The organism is Duganella paludis (assembly GCF_054461335.1).
This window is the reverse complement of the sequence record NZ_CM136922.1, coordinates 4,265,682-4,279,028: the sequence shown is the minus strand read 5'-3', so window position 1 is coordinate 4,279,028 and position 13,347 is coordinate 4,265,682. Positions and strand designations below refer to the sequence as shown.

10 protein-coding genes are annotated in these 13,347 nt (G+C 62.7%); 4 read left to right on the top strand and 6 right to left on the bottom strand.

Annotation, left to right across the window (positions count from 1 at the left end):
- Positions 1 to 244 precede the first annotated feature (244 nt).
- From ACXZ1M_RS18985 to puuE, 6 genes are read right to left on the bottom strand one after another with little or no spacing between them, the layout of a single operon-like run.
- Positions 245 to 1,681, bottom strand: a complete 1,437-nt coding sequence (locus tag ACXZ1M_RS18985) for an adenosine deaminase (protein WP_459049201.1) — start codon at positions 1,679 to 1,681, stop codon at positions 245 to 247.
- A gap of 16 nt (positions 1,682 to 1,697) precedes the next feature.
- Positions 1,698 to 3,005 carry a guanine deaminase gene (guaD, locus tag ACXZ1M_RS18980; protein ID WP_459049200.1) on the bottom strand — a complete coding sequence of 436 codons (1,308 nt, stop codon included), beginning with the start codon at positions 3,003 to 3,005 and terminating at the stop codon, positions 1,698 to 1,700.
- A 29-nt stretch (positions 3,006 to 3,034) separates the two neighbouring features.
- Positions 3,035 to 4,177, bottom strand: a complete 1,143-nt coding sequence (gene xdhC / locus ACXZ1M_RS18975; protein ID WP_459049199.1) for a xanthine dehydrogenase accessory protein XdhC — start codon at positions 4,175 to 4,177, stop codon at positions 3,035 to 3,037.
- Positions 4,177 to 6,510 (bottom strand): xanthine dehydrogenase molybdopterin binding subunit, encoded by a 2,334-nt coding sequence (gene xdhB / locus ACXZ1M_RS18970; protein WP_459049198.1) that lies wholly within the window; start codon positions 6,508 to 6,510, stop codon positions 4,177 to 4,179. The genes xdhC and xdhB overlap by 1 nt, the downstream gene beginning before the upstream one ends.
- Before the next feature lie 11 nt (positions 6,511 to 6,521).
- Positions 6,522 to 7,991 (bottom strand): xanthine dehydrogenase small subunit, encoded by a 1,470-nt coding sequence (gene xdhA, locus ACXZ1M_RS18965; RefSeq protein WP_459049197.1) that lies wholly within the window; start codon positions 7,989 to 7,991, stop codon positions 6,522 to 6,524.
- Between the two features lie 7 nt (positions 7,992 to 7,998).
- Positions 7,999 to 8,952, bottom strand: coding sequence for an allantoinase PuuE (gene puuE / locus ACXZ1M_RS18960; RefSeq protein ID WP_459049196.1), 954 nt, complete (start codon positions 8,950 to 8,952; stop codon positions 7,999 to 8,001).
- Positions 8,953 to 9,061: 109 nt separating this feature from the next.
- On the opposite strand from puuE, the gene uraH reads away from it, so the two are divergent.
- The 4 genes from uraH to ACXZ1M_RS18940 all read left to right on the top strand — a co-directional run bounded on the left by uraH (position 9,062) and on the right by ACXZ1M_RS18940 (position 13,257).
- On the top strand, positions 9,062 to 9,415 hold the full coding sequence (uraH, locus tag ACXZ1M_RS18955) for a hydroxyisourate hydrolase (RefSeq protein ID WP_459049195.1): 354 nt from the start codon (positions 9,062 to 9,064) through the stop codon (positions 9,413 to 9,415).
- 20 nt (positions 9,416 to 9,435) lie between these two features.
- The gene (locus tag ACXZ1M_RS18950) at positions 9,436 to 10,929 is read left to right on the top strand and encodes a tetratricopeptide repeat protein (protein WP_459049194.1); all 1,494 of its coding nucleotides are present in this window, start codon (positions 9,436 to 9,438) and stop codon (positions 10,927 to 10,929) included.
- Between the two features lie 10 nt (positions 10,930 to 10,939).
- A complete protein-coding gene (locus ACXZ1M_RS18945) occupies positions 10,940 to 11,704 on the top strand; it encodes an APH(3') family aminoglycoside O-phosphotransferase (RefSeq protein ID WP_459049193.1) in 765 nt (254 codons plus the stop codon).
- Between the two features lie 266 nt (positions 11,705 to 11,970).
- Complete coding sequence (locus tag ACXZ1M_RS18940; protein ID WP_459049192.1) at positions 11,971 to 13,257, top strand: HlyC/CorC family transporter; 1,287 nt, start codon at positions 11,971 to 11,973, stop codon at positions 13,255 to 13,257.
- Positions 13,258 to 13,347: the final 90 nt, after the last annotated feature.

Genomic DNA, 13,347 nt, shown 5'->3' with positions numbered 1-13,347 from the left:
CAATTAAGTGGAAAAAGATATAAATGAACGTGGAATGCTGACTATTTAACAAGTTCAGACAACAGCAGAGGCGAGAATGGGCGGAATTATAAAAGCTTACGCGGTCAATGAATTTTGTTCATGACAACATTTAGAATGATTTCTCAGAAATGTAGTAAAACCGCGACAGAAAAAGCAACACAACTTTATCAAAAAGAAAAGCCGGCGGGGGAAAGCGCCGGCTTTGCTGAAGGTGAGATAAAGATTAACGTTTGTTCTGGACCGGCGCGCCAGCGATATCCGCCTCAAATTTGGCGAATTTTCCATCCAGGGCTTTTAAAAGTCGTTGTTTATCCACATCAGCCAGGAAAGAATAACGAATACTGTCGTACGACAGCTTCTTCACTTCCGCGTAGTCGGGCTGATAACGCGCGGCGTACAGCACGTACTCGCCCGACAGGTTATTGCGCGACACGCCGGCATCGTCGGTCGACAACACATACGGCACGCCGTATTTGCGGAACAAGGTGACCGGGTGCGCCTGGTCCTTGATGCCCAGGATGAAGTCGTTGCTGCTCAGGTTCACCTCGACCGCGATCTTCTGATCACGCATTTTTTTCATGATGGCCAGCGGATTGCTCTCATGGGCGATATCCATGCCGTGGCCGATGCGGCTGGCGCCGGCGACGTCGATCGCATCCTTGATATGGAAGGTCAGGCCTTCCGGCGGCACCATGCCCAGCGCCAGCTCGCCGGCGTGCAGCGCCAGTTTCACCTGTGGGTATTTGGACTTGAGGTATTTAAACATCTGCATGTGCAGCGCGTAGTCGCGCATCGACACGTTGACGCTTTCCTGGCCGACGATGTTGACGCCGACGATCTGCGGGCTGCTGGTGGCCAGCTTGAAGCTGGACACGATCTGCGAGTACACCTGAGACGGCGACAGGAAGCGCAGCGCGAACGGCTGGTAGCGCAGCGTGAAGTTGGCGTCGTCGATGCCGGCGCCGGCGGTTTTCACGTTTTGCAGGTAGGCGCCGATCCAGCCCTGGAAGGCCTGGTCGTGATCCAGCTTGGCGCTCAAGGCGGCGAAGTCGGCTTCGGTCACGCCGCCGCTGCTGGCTTTCTTGTCGAAGTCCAGGTCCTGGCCGATCGGCGCGATCTCGAAGATGGTTTCGATGTAGCTCAGGTTTTCCTGGATGGCGCGCTGCTTCAGGCGTTGCAGGCCGTCGGCGGTATTGGTCGACGACACCGGGCCGAAATAGGCGAAGGTGTCGAAGAACTGACGGTCCGGCGGCGACTGGATGGCGCTGTGGTTGTAGAAGTCCTTGTCCGACCAGCGCTGCAGAAGGTTGGCCAGCAGGGTATTGTCGTTCATGACGTCCTGGCCGGACACACAGGTGCCGGCCGGCTTGGCCTTCTCGATGGTGTAGCTGCCCTTGTTGACGCAGTAGCCTTCCTTGTCCACCCATTCCAGGTACTGCTCGGCGTAGATCGCGCCGGAGTAGTGATGATGGAGATCGCCGCCCTTGGGCATCAGCGTGAAGAACATCGTCAGCTCGGCCAGTTTCGGATCTTTGCCCGGCGCCAGCAGCGCGGCGAGGTGGCGCTTGGTGGCCTCCTCGTTGGCGTTGGCGGCCTGCGCGTGCGGCATGGCGCAGAACACGGCGGCGGCCAGGGCAACGGCTTTGATGTTGTTCTTCATCTAAGTGATTCCTTAATTAAGTCGTTTCACGCGCATGTACCTGCTTGCCGGCGGCATAGGTGGCGGCGATGGCGCGGTCGTCGCCCAGCAGCGCCAGTGCGAACAGCAGTTCTTCCAGGCTGCCGCTGCGCGAGGTCCGGCGCTGCAGCAGCGGCGTGGCCTGCGGATCGATGACGATAAAATCCGCCTCCGCACCCTGGCTGAAATTGCCGATCGTGCCTTCCAGCTGCATGCTGCGCGCGGCGCCCAGCGTGGCCAGGTAAAACATGCGCAAGGCCGGCAGGTAACTGCCCTTCAAGCGCGCTACTTTATAGGCTTCATTCATCGTTTGCAACATGGAGAAGGAAGTGCCGCCGCCGACGTCGGTCGCCAGCGAGAGTAGCACGCCCGCTTGGTCGGCGCGCTCGAAGTCGAACAGGCCGCTGCCGAGGAACAGGTTGGAGGTCGGGCAGATGGCGGCGGCGGACTGCGTTTCGGCCATGCGCTGGCGGTCGCGTTCATTGAGCCAGATGCAGTGGCCGTACATGGCGCGCGGACGCATCATGCCGTAGCTGTCGTAGACGTCGATGTAGCTGCGCGAGTTGGGGAACAGCTCACGCACCCACGAACATTCGGCTTCGTTCTCCGACACGTGGGTCTGGATGAAGGTGTCCGGATAAGCGCGCGCCAGTTCGCCGGCCAGGTGCAGCTGTTCTTCCGTGGACGTGGGCGCGAAGCGCGGCGTGATGGCGTACAGCGAGCGGCCGCGCTTGTGCCAGCGCTGGATCAGGGCTTCGGTGTCGCGCGCGCTCGATTCGGCGGTGTCGCGCAGGAAGTCGGGGCAGTTCCGGTCCATCATCACCTTGCCAGCGACCATGCGCAGGCCGCGCTGTTCGCTGGCGGCGAAGAAGGCGTCCACCGATTGCGGGTGCACGGTGCAGTAGACCATGGCGGTGGTGGTGCCGCAACGTAGCAGCTCGTCGAGGAAGAAGTCCGCCACCTCGGCAGCGTGCCGGCCGTCCTCGAACTGGCGCTCGGAGGGGAAGGTGTAGGTCTCCAGCCAAGGCAGCAGGCCTTCCGACGGCGAGGCGATGATGTCGGTCTGAGGGTAGTGGATGTGGGTGTCGACAAAGCCGGGCATCAGCAGCTTGCCGCTGTAGTCGTGCACCACGGTCCCCGGCGGCAGCGTGGCGTGCAGCGCGGCGTAGTCGCCTGCGGCGCGTACTTTGCCATCTTCGACGATCAGCAGGCCGTCTTCATGCCAGTCGTGGGATTGGTCGCTGAAGGCCGGATCGGCGAGGAAGTGCAGCAAGCTGCCACGGTAGGCTTGCAGGTTGGAGGTCATAAGGTCTTTCTTAAGCTTGAATTCGAATATTAGCGGACGGCGACCAGCCGCTCAGGTGCGGCTGCGGCATCGACGCTAAGCGCGGCGATCTGCTGCGCTTCCCACACCATCAGCAGTTGCGCGCACACGGAGGCGGCGATGGCGGCGGGCAGTTTACTGGAGATGCCCGGCAGGCCGATGGGGCAGACCATGTTGTCGATGCGGTCCTGCGGCAGGCCGCGCGTGGCCATGCGGCGTTCGAACTGCACGCGCTTGGTGTGGGAGCCGATCAGGCCAAACCAGCCAGCGTCCTCACGGGCGAGGATGGCTTCGCACAGTCGCTGATCGAGGGCGTGGCTGTGGGTCATGACGAGGTAGCTGGCGCCGGCGGGTGCGTCGGCCACTGCGGCTTCCGGCATGTCGGTGGCTTCCATGGTGACGTTGGCCGGGAGGCTGGCAGGGAACATGTCTTCACGCTCATCGACCCAGGTGACGGTGCACGGCAGCTCGCCCAACATGCGCACGATGGCCGCGCCCACGTGGCCGGCGCCAAACAGCACCAGATGCGCACGCGGCGCCAGGCAAGGATCGACAAGCCAGCGACGGCCAGCCGTGTCGCGCAGGATGTGCGTGCCGCGCGCGCGGTCCACCTGTGGGAATGCCGGGCCGAAAGCATCGCCGACGCTGCGCGCGCCATTGCGCGCACAGCCTGCGTTAGCGACGGCCACGCCATGCCCGGAGCCAGCGACCACCGCGCCGCATGCGTCCAGCAGCAACGATATCGGCTCGCCATCGATGGCGCTGAGCCGCCAACTGTCGTCACGGCGGCGCGCGCGGAGGCTCACCAGCACGGCGGCCAGCGCCGCGTCGACTACTTCGAACGCCAGGTGCACAACGCCGCCGCAACACTGCCCCAGCGTCGGCCCGAGCGCGTATCGCTCCAGCCGGGCGCGCGTAACGCCGATCGCAGGCGCGGCGTCCGCAGCCACGCGCTCGCTGGCCGCGCTCTCCAGCATTTCGCGCGCCAGGTCGATGGCGCACATTTCCAGATGTCCGCCACCGATCGTATCGTGCTGGCCGCGCGCCGTCACCAGCATCCTGGCGCCGGGCTCGCGCGGGCCGGAGCCCTCCACGATCGCCACGGTCACAAGCACCGCCGGTTCCGACACCTGCGCTGTCAGCCACTCATTCATCACGCCGCCATTTCCACTGCGGACACCGCCCGCAAAATCTCTTCACTGGTGGCCGGCGCATTCAACGGCGGATTCACACGATGCCCGCCCACCGCCGAAATCGCATCGCGAATCGCAAAGAACACCGAGAACGGCAACAGCAACGGCGGCTCGCCCACAGCCTTGGAACGATGAATGCTGTCCTCCACATTGCCGTTGTCGAACAGCTGCACGCGGAAGTCCTCGGGACAATCCGAGATCCCCGGAATCTTGTAAGTGGACGGCGCATGCGTCATCAACTTGCCCGCCGCATTCCACCACAACTGCTCCGTCGTCAACCAGCCCATGCCCTGGATGAAAGCGCCCTCCACCTGACCAATATCGATGGCAGGATTCAGCGAACGCCCCGCGTCATACAAGGCATCCGCGCGCAACAGCTTCCACTCGCCGGTCAAGGTATCGACCACCACCTCGGACACCGCCGCGCCATAGGCATAGTAGGAGAACGGATGACCATTCATGGTCTTCGGATCCCAATGCAAGCCCGGCGTGGCATAGAAACCGTCGGACCACAACTGCACCCGCGCCAGATAAGCCTTCTGCACCAGCTCCGGGAACGCCACCTTGTGGCCGTTGACGTGCACATGGTTGTCGAAGAAGCGCACCGGCTGGCCATCCTCATCGCCGTACAGCTTGACCGCATACGCAGCGAGACGCTCGCGTATCTGCCGCGCCGCATCCTGTGCCGCCTTGCCGTTCAAGTCCGCGCCGGTGGATGCTGCCGTCGCCGAGGTATTCGACACCTTGCTGGTATCGGTCGCTGTCGCGCGCACATGGGTCATGTCCACGCCCAGTTCATGCGCCACCACCTGCATCACCTTGGTGTTGATGCCCTGCCCCATCTCCGTGCCGCCGTGATTGACCAGCACCGAACCATCCACATACACATGCACCAGCGCGCCCGCCTGGTTCAAGTGCGTCACATTGAAGGCGATGCCAAACTTCAGCGGCGTCAGCGCCAGGCCTTTCTTCAACACCGGGCTGGATGCGTTATACGCAGCGATAGCAGAGCGGCGCGCACGGTATTCGCTGGTCTGCTCCAGCTCCGCCGTCAACGCCTCAATCACATTGTCGACCACCTCTTGACCGTAAGGCGTGACATTGCGCTCCGTGGTGCCATAGAAATTCAGACGACGGATATCCAGCGCATCACGCCCCAGATTGCGCGCGATCTCATCGATCACGTACTCGATCGCAATCGCCCCCTGCGGGCCGCCGAAGCCACGGAAAGCCGTATTCGACTGCGTATTGGTCTTGCCGCAGCTGGCGCGGATATCCACGTCCGACAGATAGTAGGTATTATCGAAGTGGCACACCGCGCGCGTCGCCACGGGACCGGACAAATCCGCCGAATAGCCGGCGCGCAAAGTCATGTCGACCTTGGCCGCAAGGATCTTGCCGTTGTCGTCGTAACCGACTTCATACTCATAGAAGAAGCAGTGACGCTTGCCGGTGACCAGCATGTCGTCATCGCGATCAGCGCGCAGCTTGACCGGACGGCGCAACTTGGCCGCAGCAATACCCGCCGCCGCCGCCCACAAGGCCGACTGCGACTCCTTGCCGCCGAAGCCACCACCCATGCGGCGGCACTCCACCTGCACCTTGTGCGAATGCACCCCGATGGCATGCGCCACCACGTGCTGCATCTCGCTCGGGTGCTGCGTTGAGCACTGCACCAGCATGCCGTTGTCTTCCTTCGGAATCGCGCAGGCGATCTGGCCTTCAAGGTAGAACTGCTCCTGGCCGCCGACAAACAGCTGGCCCTTCACCACGCGCGGCGCCATGTCGAAGGCTGCCTGGTAATCGCCGCGCTTCAGCTGCATTGGCGGCAGCACGTAGGAATTGGCGGCCTTGGCTTCCTGCGGCGTGAAGATGGCAGGCAGCTCCTCATACGTCACCGCCGCCTTGCGCGCGGCGCGGCGTGCATTGTCATGCGTATCCGCCACCACGATGAAGACCGGCTGGCCGACATACATCACCTCACCCTCGCACAGGATAGGATCATCGTGGATGATCGGGCCGCAGTCATTGGTGCCGACGATATCGGCGGCGGTGTACACCGCCACCACGCCCGGCGCGCTGCGCACTTCTTCCAGATCCATCGCGGTGATGCGCGCATGCGCTTTCGACGACAGGCCCAGCGCCGCATGCAGCGTGCCTTGCAGTTCGGGGATATCGTCGGTGTAAGTGGCCTGGCCCAGCACATGCAGCTCGGCCGATTCATGCGGACGCGCGACGCCGACGGCTTTCCACGCCGATTCCGCAATCGCGGTGGGAGCAACGGGTTGATTCATGATGCCTCCTTTCAAGCGCGGCAAGCGAAAGCGTTGACGGCATCGGCCGCAAGCGGCGCATCGGCGCGCGTCTCCAGCCAGAAGCGGCGCAACAGGTTCTGCGCCGTCTGCATGCGGTAAGTGCTCGACGCGCGCATGTCCGACAACGGTGCAAAGTCCTGCGCCAGCAAGTCCATCGCCACGCGCAGATTGGTTTCGTTCCAGCCCAAGCCGGTCAACACCGCTTCGGCGCGTGGCGCGCGGCGCGGCGTCGCCGCCATGCCACCGAACGCGATGCGTGCATCGACCACCTTGTCGCCATCCAGCGTGAAGGCGAACGCCGCGCACACGGCCGAGATGTCCTGGTCAAAGCGCTTGGCCAGTTTATAGGTACGGAACTGCACGTCCGCGCGCGGCAGCGGCACGCGCACGGCGGCCACGAATTCATCGGCCTGCAGATCCTTTTTCTGATAATCGAGATAGAAGGCCTCCAGCGCCAGCACGCGCTGACCGGACGGGGCTTGCAGCACCACTTCGCTGCCCAGCGCGATCATCCACGGCATCGAATCGCCAATCGGCGAACCGTTGGCGACGTTGCCGCCCAGCGTGCCGGCGTTACGGATCGGCAGCGAAGCAAACCGCTGCCACATCTCGCCCAGCTGCGCCGGATACAGCTCGCACAGCGCGGCGTACGCATCGTTCAGCGATACGCCTGCGCCGATTTCCAGCATGCCGCCCTTCTGCTGCACGGACTGCAGCGCGGTGACGTGGCCGAGGTAGATGATGTCGCCCAGCTCGCGCATCTGCTTGGTGACCCACAGGCCGATGTCGGTGGAGCCGGCCAACAGCGTCGCCTGCGGATGGGCTGCGCGCAGCGCCACCAATTCATCCAGCGTGCGCGGCGCGTGGAAGGAGCGGCCGCGCGCCGTGTAGGTTGCGCCGGCATCACGCTGCAAGGCTTGCAGCTGGCGCGTGAGTTCCTCGCGGTCGAAGTCTACTTTCGGCAGTTCGGTCATGCGGTGAGCCGCATCGATGATCGGGCGGTAGCCGGTGCAGCGACACAGGTTACCGGACAGGCAGTCGTCGATCTCCTTGCGCTGCGCCGGCTTGCCGTCTTTATCCAGATACATGCCCCACAGGGACATCACGAAACCGGGCGTGCAGAAACCGCATTGCGAACCGTGGCATTCCACCATCGCCTGCTGCACCGGATGCAGCGCGCCGTCCGGCTGCTGCATGTCCTCGACCGTGAACAGCGCCTTGCCGTCCAGCGTGGGCGCGAACTGGATACAGGAGTTCACCGCCTTCATCTCCAGCTGGCCGCTGGCATTCAGGCTGCCCACCACCACCGTGCAGGCGCCGCAATCGCCTTCGGCGCAGCCTTCCTTGGTGCCGGTGCAATGCAGATCCTCGCGCAGGTGCTGGAGCACGGTGCGGGTAGGTGCGGCGTCGTGGATCTCTTGTACCGCGCCACGGAAGTAAAAACGAATCGGTTCGGACATCACAATCTCAATCTGCAAATGGGTGAACTTTGCGCCAGTGTTCGGCGATATCGATGCGGCGCGTGATCCAGACGTTGTCGTGCTGCTGCACGTAGTCGAGGAAGCGCGCCAGCGACGCCGCGCGCGCCGGACGGCCGACGATGCGGCAGTGCAGGCCGATGTTCAGCATCTTCGGCTGGTTCAAGCCGTTCGGATCGCCCTCGGCATACAGCGTGTCGAAGGCATCCTTCAGGTAATCGAAGAACTGCGTGCCGGAGTTGAAGCCCTGGGCGGCGGCGAAACGCATGTCGTTGGTATCCAGCGTGTACGGCAGGATCAGTTGCGGCGCGCTGGTGGCGCGGCCTTCCTTGTCCGTGTAATCGACCTTCTGCCAGAACGGCAGGTCGTCGCCGTAGTGATCGGAGTCGTAACGGAAGCCGCCGTGTTCCATCACCAGCTTGCGGGTCTGCGGCGAATCGCGGCCGGTGTACCAGCCTTGCGGCGCGCTGCCGGTCAGCTCGCGGATGATGTCGACCGCCTCCTTCATGTGGGCGCGCTCGGTGGCTTCGTCCATGTTTTGATAGGTGATCCAGCGCAGGCCGTGGCAGGCGATTTCGTGACCCAGATCCTTGAATGCGGCCACCGCCTCCGGATGCCGCTTCAGCGCCATCGACACGCCAAAGATGGTCAGCGGCAGCTTGCGCTCCTCGAACATGCGCAGCAAACGCCATAAACCGGCGCGCGAACCATATTCGTACAGCGACTCCATGCTCATGTGGCGGTTGCTGAACGAGGCCGCGCCGATGATCTCGGACAGGAAGGTCTCGGAACCGGCGTCGCCGTGCAGCACGTTGTTTTCGCCACCCTCTTCGTAATTCAGCACGAATTGCAGGGCTATGCGGGCCTGGTTGGGCCACTGGGCGTGCGGCGGCTTCGGGCCGTAGCCGATCATGTCGCGCGGATAATTGTCGTAAGTGGTCATGGCGCTGGCAAGTCTATGGGGAATATATCTCTAATCATATATGCCTGCGTGCGTGGCAGTATATGATTTAGACAATAGATACCTGTTACAAGCAAATATAGGACCAATCATGGGCAAACTCAGTACGCACGTTCTCGACATCACGCAGGGCAAGCCGGGCGCCGGCGTCAAAGTGGCTCTCTATGCGGTGCACGCGCAGGGCCGGCAACTGCTGAAGAGCGACGTCACCAACGCCGACGGCCGCTGCTCCACGCCGCTGCTGGAGGGCGACGCACTGAAACAGGGCAAATATGAACTGGTGTTCAGCGCCGGCGAATATTTCGCCGCCCAGGGCGTGGCACTGCCGGAACCGCGCTTTATCGATGAGGTAACGCTGGCCTTTGGCGTCGCCCATGCGGACCAGAATTACCACGTGCCGCTGGTGGTGTCGCCCTGGGCCTACTCCACTTATCGGGGTAGTTGATCTGATAAGATGCGGGCACTATGACTGAATCCTTGGCCGCATCCTTACTTCAACAAGCCGTCGGACTGCATCAGCAAGGACGGCTGGAACCGGCGCAGGCGCTGTACCGGCAGGTTCTGGAACTAGACCCGCATCGATTCGACGCGCTGCACCTGCTGGGCGTGATCGCGCGCCAGCAGGGTGACGCGGCCGGCGCCATCGGCCTGATTTCGCGCGCGCTGGCGGTCGACAGCACGCAGGCGCCGCCCCACTGCAACCTCGGCGTGGCCCTGCTCGACGCCGGCCGCGCCGAAGAGGCGCTGGCCAGCCATGAACGCGCGCTGGCGATTAACCCTTCTTATGCGCTGGCCTGGAGCAATCGCGGCAACGCCCTGCGTCGGCTGGCGCGGCTGGATGAAGCGCTGGACAGCTACCAGCGCGCGCTGCAGATCCAGCCGCAATATGCCGAAGCCCACTGCAACCGCGCCATCGTCCTGCAGGACATGGGCCGCTATCTGGACGCGCTGGGAGCGGCCGAGGATGCGCTCCATCTCAAGGACCGCTACGCCGACGCCTGGCTGGCGCGCGGCAACGCCCTGCATTGTCTGCGCTATCTGCCGGAAGCGGTGGAGAGCTTCGACCGAGCCATCCACTTGCGTCCCGACTGGGCCGAGGCTTATGTCGCGCAAGGCATGGCGCTGCACCGACTGGGCGAGTTTGGCGCGGCCGTGGACAGCTATAATCAGGCGCTGAAGCACCGGCCCGACTACGCGCTGGCCCACTACCATCGCGGCAACGCCCTGCGTTCGCTGGACTTGCGCGAGGAAGCCATCGCCGCCTACCGCGCCGCGCTGGCGCATGGCGACAATCCGGAAACCATCGCCTTCGCACTGGCCTCGGTGGGCGAAGGCGAAACACCGGCCGCGCTGCCGAACGACTACGTGCGCTCGCTGTTCGACCAATACGCCAACCACTTCGACCAGCATCTGACCGAAGTGCTGGGCTACAGAACGCCGGCCGTGCTGGACGCGCTGATCCGCCACGTGGCGCCATCAAGCGAGCTGGCGACGGTGGACCTGGGCTGCGGCACCGGCTTGTGCGGTCCCTATTTGCGCGCCTACTCGCAACGGCTGCACGGCGTCGACCTGTCGCAGCAGATGCTGGACAAGGCGGCCGAGCGCGCCGTGTACGACAGCCTGGCCTGCGCCGATTTGCTCACCTATCTGAACCAACGTCCGACGGCATGGGACTTGGCGGTAGCCGCCGACGTCTTCGTCTACATCGGCGACCTCGCACCGGTATTCAGCGCAGTGCACTCTGCGCTGCGTCCGGGCGGCCGCTTCTGCTTCTCGGTCGAAGCGGGCGATGGCGCCGACTACGTGCTGCGCCCCACCAACCGCTACGCCCACTCGCTGGAGTACCTGCGACGGCTGGCCGCCGACCACGGCTTCCGGATCCTCGCCACGCAAGCGATGGAAGCGAGGCAGGAAAACGGTGCCCCGATCGCGGCGCACGCGCTGCTGCTATGCAAATAGACCACATCCCATGCAAGGCCCGATCAAAAATTTTATTGCAGACGCAGCCCTGCAGCGCGATGAAATCGGCGAATCGCCGTGCGAAGTGCACAGCTTCCGGCGCGCGAACGAACTTTATTTTTTGAAAACGTCGCCGGCGATCTACGCCGACACAACCTACAGCGTGTTGCGCGAAGCAAGCGTGGTGCAATGGCTCTCCGGCAAGCTGCGCGTGCCCGAGTTGATCCTCACCGCGCAGGACGAGGAACGCGAATACATGATCACGCGCGCCGTACCCGGCGTGCCGCTGTCCACGTTAGTCGAAGCCAAGCGCCCAGTCCTGGAACTCTGCCGCGAAGCGCTACGGCAAATACAGTCGGTCTCCATCGCCGACTGCCCATTCGACTCCGGCGCCGCCGTCCGCCTGCGCGAGCTGGAATACCTGGTCAGCCACGGCCTGATCGACGAAGACTACGACTTCGACGAATGGCCAGGCCTGAGCACACCGCAAGACCTGCTGGCCCGCCTGCACGCCACCATTCCGCCAGAAGACCTGGTCTTCTCGCACGGCGACCTCGGCGACAGCAACATCTTCGTCGATGCCAAAGACGAACTCCACTTCATCGACCTCGGCCGCGCCGGCAAAGCCGACCGCTGGCTGGACATCGCCTTCCTCCACCGCAACCTGCGCGAAGACATCTCCACCAAAGCCGCTAACGCTTTCCTGGCCAACCTGGACCGACAAGACGATTCCGCCAAGCGCACCTTTTTCGAGCAACTGGACGAACTGTTCTAGCAGCAATTCAGGGTCAGCTCTGTCATTTGGACATTTGGGAACTTTTTGCTGAAGCCTCAATACAATCAAATGCACACACAGACAAAGGCGTAAAAACAGGCGTATTGATTTATCTCAAAGGAGAGTGCTGCGTGTCCAAATGACAGAGCTGACCCCGACTTAAGGTAGGGCAACACCGCTAAACTTGCGTGCAACTCATCATTGCCTTAGAATTCAAAGCTGTTGCCCCAACATCTATCCCCATGCAAGTTTCTTTACGGTGACCCTTGGATACCGTGCCCTTTTGGGTGCAATTTCTTGCACTCTTTATCCTGATCCTCTGCTCGGCCTTCTTCGCGATGGCGGAAACCGCTTTGATGGCGGCCAATCGCTATCGCCTGCGCCATGAAGCCAAACGCGGCAACCGCCGCGCGATCACTACCCTGTGGCTGCTCGAACGCACCGATAAATTGCTGTCGCTGGTGCTGATCGCCAATACCCTGTTCAACGCCGCCGCCACCGCCCTGGTGACCTCGATCGCCATCCAGGCCTTCGGCCACGACGATAACGTGATTACCTTGTCCACCGGCGGCGTCGCCTTCCTGCTGATCGTGTTCGCCGAAATTTCGCCCAAGGTGATCGGCGCCACCTTCCCCGAGAAAATCGCCAAGCCGACCAGCATGGTGCTCAAGCCACTGATGTCGCTGGCCAAGCCGATCATCTGGTTCGTCAACTTGTTCGTGTCGTTGCTGCTCAAGGTGTTTGGCATCACGGCCGGCTCGCACGCCCACGATCCGCGCGTGTCGCCGGAAGAGCTGCGCTCCATCGTGCTAGAAGGCGGCAACTTCATTCCGCAGAAGCACAAGACCATCCTGCTCAACCTGCTGGACCTGGAAACCATTTCGGTCGAAGACATCATGACGCCGCGCTCCCAGATCGAGGCGCTGAACCTGGAAACGCCAGTCGAGGAAATCAAGCGCGAGCTGACCACCTGCTACCACAACAAGCTGCCCGTCTACGAGGGCGAGATCAACCGCATCGTCGGCATCCTGCACGTGCGCAAGGCGGTGGCGCTGCTGAACCAGGAAGAGGAACTGACCACAGAGCACTTCCGCGCGCTCCTGACCGAGCCCTATTTCATCCCGCAGGAAACCCGCCTGTTCACCCAGCTCCAGTACTTCCAGGAGAACAAGGAACGCCTGGGCATCATCGTCGACGAATACGGCGAAGTGCAGGGCCTGGTCACGCTGGACGACATCATCGAAGAGATGATCGGTGAGTTCACCACCTCCACCCCCGGCGCCTCCAAGGCCGAAAGCTTCGGCTGGGACACCCACGGCGAATGCATCCTCGACGGCACCACGCCCCTGCGCGACGTCAACAAGCGCCTCGGCCTGAACTTCCCGCTCGACGGTCCCAAAACCCTGAACGGCATGTTGCTGGAATTGTTGCAAGAAATTCCAGACGCACCGATCAGCCTCAAGGTCGACCAGTGCATCATCGAAGTGGTCCAGGTCCACGACCAGGCGATTAAAGTTGTCAAACTGCGTCGCCCGAGCGGCAGCCAGGCCTGAATCGCGTGGGCGCACGCAACAGAGCGGAGTACAATCGTTTCTTGTCGGCGACAAAGGCTTTACAAAAGTAATGCCTGAGAGCATCATTCC